Source organism: Cohnella faecalis (assembly GCF_003570905.1).
Classification (GTDB): Bacteria; Bacillota; Bacilli; order Paenibacillales; family Paenibacillaceae; genus Cohnella; species Cohnella faecalis.
Map to the genome: position 1 here is coordinate 247,253 of NZ_QXJM01000039.1, position 16,253 is coordinate 263,505.

17 protein-coding genes are annotated in these 16,253 nt (G+C 56.5%); 8 read left to right on the forward strand and 9 right to left on the reverse strand.

All coding sequences use genetic code 11. The annotated features are described in order from the left end of the window. Position 1: 1 nt before the first annotated feature. Positions 2 to 709 (forward strand): hypothetical protein, encoded by a 708-nt coding sequence (locus tag D3H35_RS14015; protein ID WP_119149937.1) that lies wholly within the window; start codon positions 2 to 4, stop codon positions 707 to 709. Between the two features lie 261 nt (positions 710 to 970). Here the strand turns inward: D3H35_RS14015 and D3H35_RS14020 are convergent, their stop codons facing one another. The 4 genes from D3H35_RS14020 to D3H35_RS14030 form a co-directional block, all read right to left on the reverse strand. Further along, positions 971 to 1,636, reverse strand: a complete 666-nt coding sequence (locus D3H35_RS14020; protein ID WP_119149938.1) for a hypothetical protein — start codon at positions 1,634 to 1,636, stop codon at positions 971 to 973. Between the two features lie 1,258 nt (positions 1,637 to 2,894). Further along, a complete protein-coding gene (locus tag D3H35_RS32435) occupies positions 2,895 to 3,131 on the reverse strand; it encodes a hypothetical protein (protein WP_233567934.1) in 237 nt (78 codons plus the stop codon). A gap of 139 nt (positions 3,132 to 3,270) precedes the next feature. Further along, positions 3,271 to 4,377: a beta/alpha barrel domain-containing protein gene (locus D3H35_RS32440; protein WP_411675150.1), complete on the reverse strand. Its 1,107-nt coding sequence runs from the start codon at positions 4,375 to 4,377 to the stop codon at positions 3,271 to 3,273. Beyond that, complete coding sequence (locus tag D3H35_RS14030; protein WP_147355838.1) at positions 4,278 to 4,967, reverse strand: dihydroorotate dehydrogenase; 690 nt, start codon at positions 4,965 to 4,967, stop codon at positions 4,278 to 4,280. Before D3H35_RS14030 ends, D3H35_RS32440 begins: the two co-directional genes overlap by 100 nt. A 135-nt stretch (positions 4,968 to 5,102) precedes the next feature. On the opposite strand from D3H35_RS14030, the gene D3H35_RS14035 reads away from it, so the two are divergent. Next, positions 5,103 to 5,375, forward strand: coding sequence for a zinc ribbon domain-containing protein (locus D3H35_RS14035; RefSeq protein WP_119149940.1), 273 nt, complete (start codon positions 5,103 to 5,105; stop codon positions 5,373 to 5,375). A 39-nt stretch (positions 5,376 to 5,414) separates the two neighbouring features. Beyond that, positions 5,415 to 6,593: a DUF3900 domain-containing protein gene (locus D3H35_RS14040; protein WP_119149941.1), complete on the forward strand. Its 1,179-nt coding sequence runs from the start codon at positions 5,415 to 5,417 to the stop codon at positions 6,591 to 6,593. A 584-nt stretch (positions 6,594 to 7,177) separates the two neighbouring features. Here the strand turns inward: D3H35_RS14040 and D3H35_RS14045 are convergent. Beyond that, the gene (locus D3H35_RS14045; protein WP_119149942.1) at positions 7,178 to 7,399 is read right to left on the reverse strand and encodes a cysteine-rich CWC family protein; all 222 of its coding nucleotides are present in this window, start codon (positions 7,397 to 7,399) and stop codon (positions 7,178 to 7,180) included. A 78-nt stretch (positions 7,400 to 7,477) separates the two neighbouring features. Between D3H35_RS14045 and D3H35_RS14050 the strand changes: the two genes are divergently transcribed. Further along, positions 7,478 to 9,778, forward strand: a complete 2,301-nt coding sequence (locus tag D3H35_RS14050) for an alpha/beta hydrolase family protein (protein ID WP_119149943.1) — start codon at positions 7,478 to 7,480, stop codon at positions 9,776 to 9,778. On the opposite strand, the gene D3H35_RS30785 is transcribed toward D3H35_RS14050, so the two are convergent. Together D3H35_RS30785 and D3H35_RS14060 are read right to left on the reverse strand one after the other, a co-directional pair. After that, the gene (locus tag D3H35_RS30785) at positions 9,737 to 10,123 is read right to left on the reverse strand and encodes a hypothetical protein (protein ID WP_158594111.1); all 387 of its coding nucleotides are present in this window, start codon (positions 10,121 to 10,123) and stop codon (positions 9,737 to 9,739) included. The genes D3H35_RS14050 and D3H35_RS30785 overlap by 42 nt on opposite strands. Further along, the gene (locus tag D3H35_RS14060) at positions 10,063 to 10,776 is read right to left on the reverse strand and encodes a glycine-rich domain-containing protein (RefSeq protein ID WP_119149945.1); all 714 of its coding nucleotides are present in this window, start codon (positions 10,774 to 10,776) and stop codon (positions 10,063 to 10,065) included. Before D3H35_RS14060 ends, D3H35_RS30785 begins: the two co-directional genes overlap by 61 nt. Before the next feature lie 168 nt (positions 10,777 to 10,944). On the opposite strand from D3H35_RS14060, the gene D3H35_RS14065 reads away from it, so the two are divergent. After that, entirely contained in the window at positions 10,945 to 11,475 is a 531-nt protein-coding gene (locus D3H35_RS14065) for a sigma-70 family RNA polymerase sigma factor (protein ID WP_233568042.1), read from the forward strand. After that, positions 11,438 to 12,811 (forward strand): DUF4179 domain-containing protein, encoded by a 1,374-nt coding sequence (locus D3H35_RS14070; RefSeq protein ID WP_119149947.1) that lies wholly within the window; start codon positions 11,438 to 11,440, stop codon positions 12,809 to 12,811. The genes D3H35_RS14065 and D3H35_RS14070 overlap by 38 nt, the downstream gene beginning before the upstream one ends. A 98-nt stretch (positions 12,812 to 12,909) precedes the next feature. On the opposite strand, the gene D3H35_RS14075 is transcribed toward D3H35_RS14070, so the two are convergent. Then, a complete protein-coding gene (locus D3H35_RS14075) occupies positions 12,910 to 13,371 on the reverse strand; it encodes a GNAT family N-acetyltransferase (protein ID WP_119149948.1) in 462 nt (153 codons plus the stop codon). A gap of 283 nt (positions 13,372 to 13,654) precedes the next feature. On the opposite strand from D3H35_RS14075, the gene D3H35_RS14080 reads away from it, so the two are divergent. Beyond that, positions 13,655 to 14,932, forward strand: a complete 1,278-nt coding sequence (locus D3H35_RS14080) for a sensor histidine kinase (protein ID WP_147355839.1) — start codon at positions 13,655 to 13,657, stop codon at positions 14,930 to 14,932. Between the two features lie 63 nt (positions 14,933 to 14,995). On the opposite strand, the gene D3H35_RS14085 is transcribed toward D3H35_RS14080, so the two are convergent. Further along, positions 14,996 to 15,661, reverse strand: a complete 666-nt coding sequence (locus D3H35_RS14085; protein ID WP_119149950.1) for an NAD(P)H-dependent oxidoreductase — start codon at positions 15,659 to 15,661, stop codon at positions 14,996 to 14,998. A 104-nt stretch (positions 15,662 to 15,765) separates the two neighbouring features. On the opposite strand from D3H35_RS14085, the gene D3H35_RS14090 reads away from it, so the two are divergent. Beyond that, positions 15,766 to 16,125: a winged helix-turn-helix transcriptional regulator gene (locus D3H35_RS14090; protein WP_119149951.1), complete on the forward strand. Its 360-nt coding sequence runs from the start codon at positions 15,766 to 15,768 to the stop codon at positions 16,123 to 16,125. Positions 16,126 to 16,253: the final 128 nt, after the last annotated feature.

Sequence of the window (16,253 nt, forward strand, 5' to 3'; positions counted from 1 at the left end):
GATGGCCGAGCTTAGATCATGGGCGACGATGGCGCTGACATCGCTTTTGCCGGCGGGAGCGGAGATGGCTTACATAGCCGGTTCGTCCGGACAAGGGAGAACGCCGGCCGTTATCGTGGCGGATTTGGACGGGGACGGCTTTCCCGAGATTTCGGTCGTCTATCGCATGCACGGGGAGCTGCGCATCGCTATCCTGCATAGAAATCAGGATCATTCGTGGCGGCAAGTCGCGAATTTCAAAGGGCTGGGCTGCGAGGTGACGGATTTGATCGTCGCACCGATTGCCGCACCGGGCAAAAACACGCTTCTCATCGGATGGCAAATCGGCAGCATATGGTCGGTGCTCGACCTGATCGAGTGGACGCCCGGCGGCTATAAGCGTCTGCTTCCCGGAGACAGATACTACAGCAAGCTGGAGGCGGAGGATATGCCGGGAGGTCCCGGAGCTCCGTCAGGGCAAGCGGAAATCGCCTTGTGGGTACACGACACCGGGGAAGCATACAAAGTGAGCGTGTACCGATGGGACGGAGAGAAGCTCGTTTCCGCGTCTCCGGAAGCGACCCGCTATTATTTCAAGCGGGTGGTGCGGTATTATGAGGACTTGGTGAAGGAATATCCGGACTACACGTTCTACAAAACGTATTTGGAGGATGCGAGGAAGAAGGCGAACGCCCGTCAGGCAAACGCGGGCAAAAGCTTGAGGTTATAACGGACAGAACAGGCACAGGAAGCGCTCGCCCCCGGCTCAACCGAGTCGGGGGCGAGCGGCTTGATCGGCAAGCGCTTGGCGCTTAACGGCTTGACCGGGTGAGAAGTGCCCGGGGCTGCAGATGCGAGGTCCCCGATCCTGAAATGGGCGGGAATGGCAGGGGCGACGAAAATAAACGCCTGGGCCTATCAGCTCTGGATGCTGCTGCTAATAGGCATAGGCGTTTATCAAATGTTGGGAACCGCCGCGCTTTCGCGGAAGTTATTTTAAGTCGATATGGCCGGACAGCGTCGCGCCTTTTTCTCCGGCGTGGTAGACGGACAGCTTGCCGTCCGCGCTGTCTACGACTGTGTAAGGGCAGCAGTCGTACAGGACGAGGCCTCTCAGCTTGCCTTTGACTCGGTATCCTTCGTGATAACCTTTTTTCAGGTTATCGAAATCGTTGGCGATGTAAGTGATGACTTCGTCGCCTTTTTGGATGGCGTAGTGGTGGCGCGTCTTGCCGTCGATTCTGGTTTGAGCTTTGTAGAAGATCCGTCCGCTGTAGTAAGCTTCCTCGGTATCCTTCTCCTTGCCCTTGGCGAATTTAGGCCACAGATCGCTGAATACCATATAGCCGTATTTGTCGTGCTGGATGAGGACGAACGGAATTTGCTCCGGGCCGTAAGGAAGGATGAACAAATCCTTCAGATCGCCTTCGCGCCAAGGTCCTTTCGTTTTGAAAAGCTGGCCGTCCTTGTTGTAGACGTGGACTTGCTCGCCGATTTGCAGCGCTGCGAAAGCTCCCTCGGCTTCGAACTTGGTTTTGAGAGCTGGAGCGGCAACCGCAGCGGGCTCGGCGGAAGCGGCATTCGCGACGGCAGGCAGAGTAAGCACTGCCGCGAACACGGCGGCGGCGAGCAGGCGGGGCGTTCTTTTTTTCATCATGATTGGTTTGACTCCTTCATTTGGCACGCTCCGCCGTGCACGGCAGATGCGTTATTCTCGGATTGGGAACCCTATGAATACCATTGTAATCCGGCCGTTGTAACGTTGTTTAGTTACCGGGGTCATGTGAAGTGTCATCATTAATGGTGATGAAAAGTAATGACAGTCCGCTAGAAAAGACTGCTACTTACGGCCCACGCGGAAAAAGCCGCTGCCAGCGAGTTAAATGGCCATACGTGCGCACTACCGGAGCGAGTAGCCTTCTGCTGGCGGGTTAAATGGCCATACGTGCGCCCTCCCGCCCGAGTAGCCCTCTGCCAGCGGGTTAAACCGCTAAACGTGCGCACTCCCGCCGAGTAACCTTCTGCCAGCGGGTTAAATCATCCAACGTGCGCACTCCCGCCCGAGTAACCTTCTGCCAGCGGGTTAAATCGTCCAACGTGCGCACTCCCGCCCGAGTAGCCTTCTGCCAGCGGGTTAAATCGCCAAACGTGCGCACTCCCGCCCGAGTAGCCTTCTGCCAGCGGGTTAAACCGCCAAACGTGCGCGCTCCCGCCCGAGTAACCTTCTGCCAGCGGGTTAAAAACCGCCAAACGTGCGCGCTCCCGCCCGAGTAACCTTCTGCCAGCGGGTTAAACCGCCAAACGTGCGCACTCCCGCCCGAGTAGCCTTCGGCCAGCGGGTTAAACCGCCAGACGTGCGCACTCCCGCCCGAGTAGCCTTCTGCCAGCGGTTAAACCGCCAAACGTGCACACTACCGGAGCGAGTAGCCTTCTGCCAGCGGGTTAAATGGCCATACGTGCGTACTCCCGCCCGAGTAGCCTTCTGCCAGCGGGTTAAACCGCCAAACGTGCGCGCTCCCGCCCGAGTAACCTTCTGCCAGCGGGTTAATGGCCATACGTGCGCCCTCCCGCCCGAGTAGCCTTCTGCCAGCGAGTTAAATCGCCAAACGTGCGCACTCCCGCCCGAGTAACCTTCTGCCAGCGGGTTAAACCGCCAAACGTGCGCACTCCCGCCCGAGTAGCCTCTGCCAGCGGGTTAAACCGCCAAACGTGCGCCCTCCCGCCCGGGTAGCCTTCTGCCAGCGGGTTAAATCGTCCAACGTACGCACTCCCGCCCGAGTAACCTTCTGCCAGCGGGTTAAACCGCCAGACGTACGCGCACCAAACCAAATAGCCCGCCGACGACGGGCTACTATTCATCCGCGAGTTAAGAGACTACGCATCAGCCGACGACCTTTAAGCTAGCGGCAGCATAATTAGCTGCGCGCGCGGAGGTACGGATACAGAAGGTAAAGTCCGGTCACATAGAGCGCAAAAGCGAACCAGGCGGGCAGCAGGTGAACGAAGTCCGTATATCCGATATGAAAATGGATGCTCAAAGCCGCGATAAAGGCGGGCGCTCCACCGAATAAAAGCGTGGGCCACAGCCAGCGCTCCCCTTTTTGGATACCCCAAAGTGCTGTAACGAGCAACGCCAGCGCATCCGCGAACAAGGCTCCGCCGAATCCTGCCGGTCATGGGCGATGAGCGAAATGAGCCTGGGATTGAACGCGTCCAATTCGGCAGCTCCGATCCCGAGAAAAGCCAAATCCGACGGCACGAATACTCTCGTCACGCCCACGCCAGCAATCGTTAACCCGCCGATAGCCAGAGCGATCCCGAGAGCGACGAAACACAATTGCCCCCACATCGCGCGCTTCCATTGCCGGTCGTTCGCGAGACTGACCGTTCCCCGATAAGGCCGATCCGGATTCCCGCGCAACGACAACAAGAACATGGGGAGCAGCAAGATTGCCGCCGCCGCATGAAGAGGGTCGAAATAGCCGTAGCCCAAATAGAGAAAAAAGCTGGGAAAACGACGGCGCAGGAAATCGTCACGGCCGTTCTTGCCCAATGCCTTCCTTGACCGATACCGTAGCGCGCAAGCCGATAATAGAGAATGCCAAGGGAGAGCATCGTTCCGGCAAGCGTAATTCGATCGTGCGACATGAAATGAAGCAGATGCTCGTTGAACGCAGTCAATCGCTCGCCCGTCATTCCTAGATAGTCTTCGTCATATGGCAGCAGCACCGTCGTCCCGGCAATGAACCAAGCGGCGAGCCCGCCCGCAATCATCGCTATCCCAAGCAGCCATATCCATCCCCAATTGCGCCAAAAGGAAGGCGGCGGCATCTCCGGCACGGCTTGCAGACGCTCTTGCTGAATCGCATCGTTCACCCGTTTGGGCAGTCCGGGACCGGCGAAGACGAATCCGCTCCCCAGCAGCACGGCATCGGCTCCGGCGCGCATGAAGTCGACGGCGTCTTGAGGCTCATGCACGCCGGAGCCCGCCTTCACGATCCAGTCCGGCAAACCATGCTGCCGAACGGTTCGAAGCGTCGCCAACGCAGGCTCCTTGCCGCACGCTCCCTCGACTTTCCCGCCGCCACTCTGTTCTTCGTGCCCTACCGCCCTACCGCCAGCCTGCTCTCCATTTTCAAGCGCACCGCCGCCACTCTGTTCTTCGTGCCCTACCGCCCTACCGCCAGCCTGCTCTCCATTTTCAAGCGCACCGCCATCACTCGGTTCTTCGTGCTCGGTCCTACCGCCGTCGCTCCGCAACCCGCCCCCGATGACGACACCTTTCCACTTCGTTCGGTCTATCTTTTGCAGAAGCCCGACAAGCCGTTCCCCTCGATGTCTGGAGCAACATGCAAAAAAAGCGGCCTCCGAAGTTCCGCCTCCCTCTGCTCCATCCAATCGGCAACTCCGGATAACGCTCGTCCGCTGCTCTCAAGGTCCCAGCCCGGCGGCAGCGCGTCCACGTAAAATCCGGCAGCCCCGGCAAAAATAAGCTCCTGCATCATCAGCAGAGTTAGCGGCTCTGTCCGCTCGGGCTCAAGCCCCGGCATCGGGGCGACTCTCACGTATTGGGGCAGCGAGTGCCCCGGATTCGCAAGCTTCGCCATGACCCGATTGAAGCCTTCGTTCTCATAGGGCTCGGGGAACCAAAGTTGCTCTGCTGCGGCATCCAGCCCGATCGGCTGGCGGCTTTCCACCGGAAGCGCCGTCACCGGCCCGATCTCCATAAAGCCGAAGCCGAGCCGGGCGAGCCCGCGCCGGGCAACTCCTGCGGGGTCTACGATGCCCGACAGTCCGACAGGGGTCGCCGACCAGCCTGTCTCCAGCAGAGGAGAAGGCTCCTGATGGCCGAGCGTCTTAATGACGACCGCGCCGCCGGGCATTCGGCCGACCGCGCCGAACAATCCGAGCGCAAGGCTCCGCGCCGCACGGGCGGGCAGCCGAAACAGCAAGGGACGGAATAACGTTCGATAAGACCAATCCGGCACGAGTTTGACCGCCTTTTTTGCGACATTTTGGAAAAGTATAACACGCCCGAAGCGCTCCCAAAAGCTCTCTTTACACAAAGGGCGACCTCCTCGTATGATCGAACTATCTACTAAATAAGTTGCGGAGGAATTCGAATGGGACAAGTCTATAAAAATTGCCAAAGCTGCGGCATGCCGTTAAAGCGGGACGAGAAAGGCGGCGGCACCGAGGCGGACGGAACGAAGAGCGCCAAGTATTGCAGCCACTGCTACGAGGGAGGCCGCTTCACGCTGCCGGACTTGACGGTCGCGCAGATGCAGGAACGGGTACGCGCCAAAGTGATCGAATTCGGCATGCCGAAATTCATGGCCGGCTTTTTCACGCGGGGAATCCCGAAGCTCGAAAGATGGTCGAAGCCGAAATCCTAAGGTACAATAAAGTATAATTCCAGCCGCTAGGAGCACCCGATGAAATTTACCGTACAATACTTATCCTTTTTTGTCATACACACCGACCAGTCGGATTCGAACGCCTCCAAAAAGTACAAGCACTATCAAACCCTTACGCACGAGGAATATCAGGACAGCGAGATCAAAGCTTTTCTCGACGACGAGTTCACGCGAATCGGCAAGCGCAAGGTCGAGGTTAATCCGATTTCGGCATCTGTGCCTACGAAGGTGGGCCGGTTCATCGTCGAGCCCGGTCACGATTTGACCAGCAATCCGAATTTCAATCTGTTCCAACGTCTTAGGACAGCGCAGGATCGGCAGCAGTTTCACCACTTCGGCGACGATCTGCTTCGCACGTACATGGACGCGAGCGCCGTTCGCGGGGGAGCTTTCATCGTAGCGCTCGCCCGTCACGAGAAGCTGTTCGACGATCCGTTCGTGTTCATGCTGAAGTGCGATTTCGAAAGCTCGATCGCGCGCATTTCGGACGAGCGAAGCTTGATTTCCAAGGTCGAGATGGCGATCAGCTCGCGCAACATCAAGTCGATCCAATATCCGCACATGCCCGAGGAGGGGATGTTGGAGGAGTGGGAGCTCAAGGTTCATCAGGCTTCCCATGCGCGATATTTCGAGGATTTTCTGAAATACGTTTCCTACGAGAAGTCCAAGCCGGAAATCGTGAGCGATCAGGTCATGGAGATGGTTCACGAGTTCATCGAGACGAAATGGGAAGCGGTTGATACGTCGAACCTTCCGATGGAGCGAAGGGAGTACGAGGATTGGGCGGCGGCCGAGAAGCGCGATATTGAGGTGTGGGCGGCTTCTGAAAAAAGGGAGCTGCAGCAAAAATGGTCCCACGATCAGGTTGTCGAAGCTGCGACGCGTATTGTGGAGCATCAGCCGGAGCTGGAGATGAAGTTCAAGCTGGACGAAGTCGCGGTTCGCGGTCCTCTGTCCGAATACGGCGGAAAGCTGCACATTGCCCGGTTGAACGGGCGTTACGTCGTCCTGATTGAAGGGGATCATTTTCAATTCGACCGCGGAGTGTCGCCGATCGAGCTGCTGCATCCGGAAGATTTTGAACAAGTGGTGGAGCGCATACGCCTGAACGCGGAAGCGGGAGAGCAAACGGGGGAGCAGGCGGGAGGCTACGGAAGCTACGGCGGCGGGCGCGGCTCGGACGAAGCTCCTTGGTAATCGAATCGGAATAGGAAGAGCTCCCGTTGAAAGGGAGGCCGCTGAAAAAGTCCTTCCAACAAACTTGACTCCAAAAAGGTACGGTTTCTCAATACTATTGAGGAACCGTACCTTTTTTTCAAGTAGTAACTCTACGTGCTTTATTCGGCGGACAGCTCGGTCGGGGGTCGTGGATAGTAACTGTACGTGCCTTATTCGGCGGACAACGCGGTCGTGGGTCGTGGATAGTAACTCTACGTGCCTTATTCGGCGATCAACGCAGTCGGGGTCCGCGGATAGTAACTCTACGTGCCTTATTCGGCGGACAGCTCGGTCGGGGTCCGCGGATAGTAACTCTATGTGCCTTATTCGGCGGCCAACGCAGTCGGTGGTCGTGGATAGTAACTCTACGTGCCTTATTCGGCGATCAACGCAGTCGGGGTCCGCGGATAGTAACTCTACGTGCCTTATTCGGTGGTCAACGCGGTCGGGGACCGAGGATAGTAACTCTACGTGCCTTATTTGGCGGACAGCTCGGTCGTGGGCCGCGGATAGTAACTCTCCGTGCCTTATTCGGGGGGCCGTGGACAGTAACTCTCCGTGCCTTATTCGTCGGTTAACGCGGTCGTGGGTCGTGGACACCCCTCTTCCAAAGCCGCCCGCTCCGCACAGCTCCGGCAAATGCACGCCTTGTCCCGAAGCTCTTCCGGAACGCGATCGAGAAGCTCCTTCGGAAACTTCGTCTCGAAGCACCAGCAGCCTTGACTGGCAGTGCCGGCCTCCATCGCACAAAAATTGCTACCGCCGCAAATCGGACAATTCATCATCTAAATCTCCTTATGAGCTTCTGACTCTATTATAATCAAGGGAGGACAGAACGTTCAAAGAGGAGATTGCTTACAGCTATGGTTGATATAAATAGGACGGAACTTACGGAGACAAGCCGAGGCCAGACAAGGCGTGAAAAGCTGCGCCACAAAATTTCCGGCATGTATCGGTATGACTACGGCTTGTGGAGATGGGCATCGGCGGGGCTATGGGCTGTCGTCATGGCGGTGTCGGCGTTTAGTGCGCTTGGGATGCCGACGGGTCTGGGCATTGCGTTCGACGTCGGCTCCGCGATGGCGCTTATGACCGCAGCGATGGCACTGACAGCATGGCTTGCGGCGCTCGTGCTAGCTCTGGTCGGCTTAAAGCTGCCTCGTCTTGCGACGGGGTGTTTTCTGTTTGCCGGCGCTCTGGTATCGGTGGCGCTGCAATATTCCGAATGGGATTGGCGGCTGTCGCTGGTCGGAGCTGCTTTGTTAGCGCTGGCGGGCGCCGGAGCGGGCGCTTTAACCGGATGGGCCGCCGCTCGAAAAATTCGCTGGCGCCAAGCGTCGATAGTCTTGCTCGCCTGTATTTTACTCGCTGCAGCCATTCGCTATACGTCGGCGGTTTGGCCAGGTAAAGTATCCGGCGATGACGACTCCGATACGGTTGAAGTCATGGCGCTGGCATCGGCGAAAAAGGTCGAGCCGCTCGCTGCAGATCCTTCGCAGCCCGGGACGTACTCCTATCGCTACTTTACGTACGGCAGCGGTGACGATGAACGCCGGTCCGATTTCGGCGAAGACGTCTTGATGCTGTCGGATTCTGTAGACGGCTCGCCCTATTTGAAAGGCTGGAGATGGCTGCGAACGTTGTTCTGGGGCTTCGATGCGAAGGAGCTGCCCGTCAACGGCCGCGTATGGATGCCGGAAGGGGAAGGGCCGTTCCCGCTCGTGCTTATGGTTCACGGCAACCATCTTATGGAGAAGTTTTCCGACGAGGGCTACGGTTATTTGGGAGAGCTGCTGGCCAGTCGCGGCTTTATCGCGGTTTCGGTGGACGAGAATTTCTTGAACTATTCCGTCTGGTCCGATGTTCCGAAGGAGGACATGAAGGCTCGCGCATGGATGTTGCTCAAGCATGTGGGGCAGATTCAATCGTTCAGCACGCAAGCCGATTCTCCCTTTTACAATCTGGTCGATTTCAAGCGCGTAGCTCTCCTCGGCCATTCCCGAGGCGGCCAAGCGGCGGCCATGGCCGCCGATCGCGGCGTCTGGTTCCCCGAAGACGAAGGTTTGCCGGCAATCGGAAGCTACGAGGTGCAAGCCGTCATCGCGCTTGCGCCTACGGATACGACGATCGGCAACAACCGCTCGAAGCTGAGCGACATCTCGTATTTGACATTGCAGGGAGCCAAGGATACGGATCTCGTTAATTTTTACGGGGACCGCCAGTACGGCAGAGCTTCGTTCGATGCTGCCCATCCGGAGCGGTTCAAGGCTTCGTTGTATATCGGGGATGCGAATCATAGCCGGTTTAATACGGAGTGGGGCGATTACGATAACGCCATTCCTGCGTCGCTGTTCATTCGTCCGGAGGGCGTGCTTGCGGCGAACGAGCAAAGGCAAATTGCCAAAGTGTACGTGTCCGCTTTCCTGGAAGCGACACTCCATGGGGAGACGTCGCAACGAAGGCTGTTTCAGGATTATCGGGCAGGACTTGCTTTGCTGCCCGACACGCGGTATTTCAGCCGCTACGAGGATGGAAGCTTTCAGGCTATCGCCCGATTCGAAGGGGATAGCGTCTCCGACCTGGGAGCGGGAATAACCGCCAAATCTGAAGGAGTAAGCGATTGGCGCCATGCGGATGCGGTGGATCGGCAGGAGCAGGCCAAGGGGAACAGAGGAGTTCGACTGGAGTGGGAGAAAGGGGATGCGTCTTATGAAATCCGGTGGGACGGAGTTCCTTCCGCCTTCTCCGAGGATGGAAGCTTGGCGTTCTCTTTGGCCGACCTGAGCGAGTCGGACGCGCCTTTGAGCATCGATGTGGAGCTGACCGATGAGTCGGGGACGGTTGCGCGATTGCCGCTGGCGTCGTTCATGCCTCTGGCGCGACCGCTTCCGAATGCTGACATGACATGGTTCGAGGGAATGGACAAGTACCTGTCGGACGGCAAGTTCCGCAATGCGTCGGAGTTTGTTTACCAAACGTACAGACTCCCCTTGGAAGAGTTCAGTAATGCCGCGCCGGATTTTCGGACGGACAGATGGAAAAGCGTCACGTTCCGATTTCATGGAGGACCCGCCGCCATTATGCTGGACGATGTCGGCTATGCGCCTTCGAGGGAGGAGCAGCTAATCGCCGCCACCTCCGCAACTGGAGCTGCACGAGGATGACGAGCAGGAGGAGCTGGAGCAAGAGGATGATCCCCCGTCGTCCCCGCCGCTGCCGTTCGAGTCGGAGCCGTCATTCCCGCTCTCCCCGTAACGGTTCGTGCCGTCGTAACCGCTGCCGTCCGCGTTCGCCCCGTAGCCGCCGGACTGGCAGCTGGAGCTTGCGCCTTCGCGCTCTCTTTGGTATTCCGGCTCCCATGGATCGAAGGGAGACGACCCCGTCGCCATTCCGAATGCGAGCATCGTCCATAGCGGGTCGACACCCCCAAAGAATGACGATTTCGAGCCTAGATGGCTCTCGTTATGGAAGGAATGGGCTTGAGCCGAACGGCTGCGAATCGCCGCCACGATGCCGTCCTGCACGGCTTGAACGTCAGAATCCGCCGAATCGCGAAAACGAAGCGCGGCGCGCAGCCGGCTATCGTCTGCCGCGAGCAGCTCATCCATGAGCTCCAGCTGAATTTGCCGTTGATAGAAAGGGCCGAGCAGTCGCTGATTCTCTGGCGACACGTCGAATAGCGAAGCATAGACGAGCTCGAATGCGGCTCTGTCGTCCAATTGAGCGCCCTGGCTTTGGGAGCCGGGGCGACGTTTGGCTGATGATGAATATAGAAGCCCGCGAACGAATCGCAAAATTGCTGGTACTCCCTGGTGAACATCAGCATTTCGTGCCAGACAAGATCGGCGTCGTCGCTATACATCGGCACGTTCCTCACGATAGCCGTAAGCGCGAAAAACCGCTTCATCTCCAGCTCCATCCATCCGTATTGGGCGTTGCTTATTTCCGGATGGGCGGCGATTACCCGCGATTTGACCTGCCGCAAGTACGGCTCCGTCAAGGCGGCTTCCAGTCCTGTCAGCAAGCCGCTGGCATGGCCGGTCAGCTCTTGTCGGACTCCTAAGCCCGCAGGAATTCGATAGCCGTAAGCGAACTTTCGCGTCCGGTCGTATGAACCGGAGCCGGATGGCGTCGAGAACAGCCGTTTGAACCACTTCAACATTGCAAATCCCCTCCTGCCCACATTTTACCACGAAAGCAAAACCGTTTGCCCCTCTCCGCAGTCTAATGATGGAAAAGGAGGGAGCCCATGACCGCGAACAAAGAAGCTTCGAGCTCCCCGAACGTTGCGGTCTCGGCGAACGCTCCCGATTCGGAGACGCTCGCCCGGATGGCCTTGAGCGGAGACGACGAAGCGTTCTTCCGGCTCGTTACGGACGACCGGGAACGGCTTCTGCGAATTGCCTATGCGTACATGAAGAACGAGCACGACGCGCTCGAAGCGATTCAGGAGGCGACCTGCCGCGCATACGCGAAGCTGCGCAAGCTTAAGGAGCCGTCCTTGTTCCTCACCTGGTATACCCGGATTCTGATCAACTGCTGCATCGACGAGCAAAAGCGGAAGCGCAGGATGCTGCCTATGCTTCGGCTGCCGGAGGGAGCGGCGATCGATCGTCTCCCGGACGAGAGGCTAAGGCTGGATGCCGCTATCGCTAAGCTGGCTCCTCATTACCGTCATATTATTATTCTTAAATACTATGAGGATATGACGCTGACGGAGATTGCTCGTCTATTGGAAAAGCCGGATGGAACCGTCAAGACGTGGCTGAACAAGGCGCTCAAAAAACTCAGGGCCGACCTGGGCGAGGGAGGAGGGGGCTTCCATGACCGATGGGGCGAGGACGGAACGCTTCGGATTTGACGAGGATAAGGCGGTATACGATGTGGAGCGTTTGGAAAGGTTCGACGAGGCCGTTCGCGCAGGAATGGCGCGCGGTCGAATAGAGAGGAACCGCAGCCGGATGAGAATTCGCAGACGCGTCGCTTTAACGGCGGCGGTCGGAGCACTGCTGCTCGCTTGTTTGTTTTCGCTGCGGGTGTCTCCCGTTTTCGCCGCCATGGTCAGCCGAATCCCGGGTCTGGAGACTTTCGTGGACTTGGTCCGGGTCTGGTCCGGAGATCGTTCCGTCGAGCTTGCGATGGACAACGATATGATCCAGCCGGTCGGCATCACCGACGAACGCGACGGGATTCGGTTTACCGTCGAAGGGATCGTGGCGGACGAGAGAAGGCTGGTCGTCTTCTACTCCATTTACGGAATGAAGGATCCGAAATCGGCGTATCCCGAGTTTCCTTCGGTTACGACCATCGACGGAGGGGAGCTGCAGGCGATGATCGGGTGGACGAACCCGTTCGACGACATGCGTCTACAGAAGAAGTCCGACGTTCAGCGAGGAACGCTGGATATCCGGTTGCTAAGCGGGCTGCAAATGCCCGAGGAAGTCGTAATGAAGCTAAAGCTGCCTGCCGAGCAAGGGGATCTTCCATTTCAAGTTATTATTCCGATCGACCGCGCCAAATTCGCCGGCATGACGAAGGAATACCCGCTTAATCGAACGGTCGTTGCGGAAGGGCAGACCATTACGTTCGTAAAAGCGGTTGTACGCCCGCTTCAGACCGAAATTCATATTGAATACGATGAGAAGAATGCGAAGCAGGTTTTCGATGCCGGAGATATAAAGCTGGTGGACGATAAAGGCGAGCAATGGCGTTTCACGAGCGGGGGCGGAGGCGTTGGCGAGAATCGGGACATCGTTTATTTCGAAAGCAATTACTTCCGAAAACCGAAAGAGCTTTACGTCGAAGGCTCGTGGTTCCGCGCGCTCGATAAGAACAACCGCGAAATCGTCATCGATACCGAGCGGGGCGTGCTGCTGAAGGCGCCCGACGATCAGCTCCGGCTGGAAGTAAGCAAGCAGGCGAACGGGGACGCTCAACTGAAGTTGATGCTGAATCTTCCTCTTGAGGATCATATGGGCTATACGCTCTTGGATCAGTCGTTCAAGGACGCGACGGACAAGGAATTCCGTCTTAGCGACTCAAGCGGTACGAAGACGGCTCTAAGCCCCGGCGAGGATAGGAATGAGCAAACCGGTTATTACTACGTGACGAAGAATAGCTACGCCCAACCGCTGGTCTTCCGCGTCCCGAGTTATCCGCAGTACATTAGAGAGCCCTACAAAATCCGCATACGATAGCTTTAAAATAAGCCAGCCTTCGCGTCGTTATCGCCCTGACGCGAAGGCTGGCTTTTGCCTTTACTATATATCGTATTACGATGTAAAAATGAAAATAATCAAGCCAGCGATTTTTCGAAAACAATAACGTCGAAGCCGTCGATGGTGGCGGGGCCTTTTTCCTGATACCCATTGTTCGTGAACAGCTTGTGCGCCCCATTCTGGTTGTGAAGCGCATCGAGATAGATGCGGCGGAATCCGAGCTCGTTCGCGACGTCCTCAAGCCTATTCAATATTTGTTGGCCGTAGCCGCGTTTTTGATAGCTGGGATGAACGCGCAGCCGCTTGATTTCCGCTTGATCTTCTCCCAGCCTCTTCAGTCCGCCCATCGCAACGACATGGCCTTGCTCGTCGGTTCCGACGAGGAATTCGCCTCCGCTTTGCAAGTATTGCTCTTCGATATGGAAGATATCGTGGTAGTGCTGGTGGGTCGGCTCGACTCCGGCCTCCGCGACAACGAGCAGATGAACCCTCCATACGTGATCATGGTCTACCGTAGAGTAACGTCGAATGTTAAACATGATATGTTTTCTCCCTTCGAAGCACGGTTTTCATTACGGAAAGAGTTTATATGTGTAATATAAACTAACAAGTGACGGTGTTCAATAACAATTTATATCGTATTACGAATTAATTTTCACTATATATCCCACATACATTACATGTAATTAACACAAAAAAACGATATTGATTGTAATTTTGGAACATTTTTCATCTTTAGGAAAAGGGTATATAGCCTATTGTGTCGTATTGTATCATAGGGAACTTTTGTCAGGCCTATCCGCTGTTTTGGAGGAACGGATCTTGCTGTTGCTGCTGGAGAATCTTCTGTTGCATCTGCTGATTGTGGTTGCGCCCAATTTGGTGTTCGTTTCCTTTCAAGATAGACTTAAATACGGTCATGCTCCGATTTTATTCGGTCTCATTCAAGGGGGCGCGGCCGTCTGCAGCGTAGTGTTCTCGATGGAAGCCGATGAGGCTTATTGGAATCTGCATATTGTGCCTCTCGTCATTTCTTTCTTGTACGCCGGGCCGCTTGCGGGATGCATCGTATTCGTATGCGCGTTCGCCGCGCAATTGTCGATGGGCGAATTCGACAGATTCGGCATGGCGCTGCTTGACTTGCTGGCGGCGGCTATTCCCGCGAAGCTCGGGCCCGGCTTCGCTTCGATGCATCCCCGCAGGCGGAGGATGATGTTCGGTCTCTCGATTACGCTTCCGCTCTTGTTTCCCTTTATGTTTCATTATTTATATATCCAATTCAACGAGAATACAGGAATATTCGAAAAATTCGAAGGGCTTGAATCGCTTCTGTTCGGATTCATTTACTTGCTCGGGATCTGGGTTGCGGGCAAGCTTAACGAAACAATGCTGGAACGGAAGAGGTCGAAGCTGGAACACCTAAGGGCGGAGAAATTGGACACGCTTGGCGAGCTTGCGGCATCGATCGCGCATGAGGTGCGGAACCCGCTTACGGTTGTCAAAGGGTTTTTACAGCTAATGCAGCGCAAGGACCAGGATAAGGCGCAAGCTTATTTGCCGATTGCGCTGGATGAATTGGAACGGGCGGAGACGGTCATCGGCAACTATTTGAGCTTTTCGAAGCCCCATTTGAAGAAAATGGAGCCTTTTTGCCTATCGACGCAGCTCTCGGAGGTTCATGCGCTTCTATTGCCTCTTGCAGGCGACCGTGGGGTTTGTTTTACCTTTGAAGCGGAGAACGGCGTTACGGTGACGGGAGACAGCGCACAGCTGCGTCAAGCGATCGTTCATATCGTGAAGAACGCTATCGAAGCGACCCCTACGGACGGCAACGTATGGGTTGCGATGCGCTCGGAGGGCGGCGAGGCCGTCGTTGAGGTGAAGGATTCGGGAGTCGGAATGACGGAAGAGCAGCTGGAGCGGATCGGCACTCTATTTTATTCGACGAAAGTAAAAGGAACGGGTCTCGGCATGACAGTCGCCTGGAGAATTATTCGTCAAATGGGCGGCGACCTCGTCTATCGGAGCCGACCGAATATCGGCACGGAAGTGACAATCACGCTGCCTGCGGGGAAGGCGGCGAAGTCGGCGAAGCCGTGAAGGAGGAGAAGAGAAGGGCGCATGATCCGTCGAATAGACCGGATGAGCGACCTTCTCTTCGTCTTAGAGCCAAGTGACGATTTCTTCGATAGGCCGGCGGGTTTTGGAACGAGGCTCGCGCACTCGGTACCCGAAGGCGACCATGCTGACAAGGCGCAGCCGCTCTCCATCCGCTATGCCTTCTTCTTGCAGGACACGTTCGACAGGCACATGCTCGAACCCTTCGATCGGGCACGAATCGATTCCGATCATGGCGGCCGCCGTCATCATATTGCCAAGGGCGATGTAGGCTTGCTTGCCCGCCCAATCCCATACGGCCCGCTCGCTGCCGAGCAGCCCGAAATCGGTCTCTAGAAATTTGCGGTAGACGCTCGTCTTGCCTGCGGCATTTTCCGGAGGGAGCTGCTGGACGTCCCGAATAATGTGCTGGATATGGTCCGATTCCGGCGTCAGCGCCTCTTGCGTTCGGGCAAGCAGCAGGACGAAGTGGCTCGCGGTCGGCAACGTTTTTTGCGCGCCCCACGTGTTCGCTCTTAGCTTTTCTCGAATGACGGGATCCTGGAGCACGACGAGCTGCCAAGGTTCGAATCCATAAGAGCTGGGCGAAAGCCTCCCGGTCTCCAGAATGAAGGCGAATTCGTAATCGGGAATTTTCCTCGCGGAATCGAATTCCTTGCATGCGTGGCGGAATCGAAAGGCGTTCAGCACTTCTTCTTTGGTTATGGACATGGACAATCTCTCCTTTATTTGTATTTGCAGCTTTGATATTAAAGGTTCGGTAGTATAATGAGAAGTACGCACATTCTTGTTATATAGTATCTATTTATATACTAATGGTCGAGGAGGAGAGCGACGTGAATCAACATGACAAATGCTCGGTAGAGTGGACGCTTGACGTCATCGGCGGCAAATGGAAAGGGGTCATCGTATTTCATTTGCTGGAAGGGAAGAAACGGTTCAACGAGTTTCGCAGACGTATTCCGGGCGTAACCCAACGGATGCTTACGCTGCAGCTGCGCGAGCTTGAGCGCGACGGGGTCGTGCATCGCAAAGTGTACAGCGAGGTGCCGCCCAGGGTCGAATATTCGCTGACCGAGTTCGGACAGACGCTGGAGCCCATTATCCGCAACATGAAGACGTGGGGCGACGAATATGCCAGGCGTGTGGCCGAGCGGCAAGCCGAAGGTCAGTAAGCGAACGACAAAAAAAGACGACTCCCGGACGCAACGGTTCGGCGGAGGACGTCTTTTTTTACATTTTAGTCAGATTACCGCAAAGCCGCCGAAGGCGTTCTCCTTTTATGCGGCTGAAGGAGGCTGGC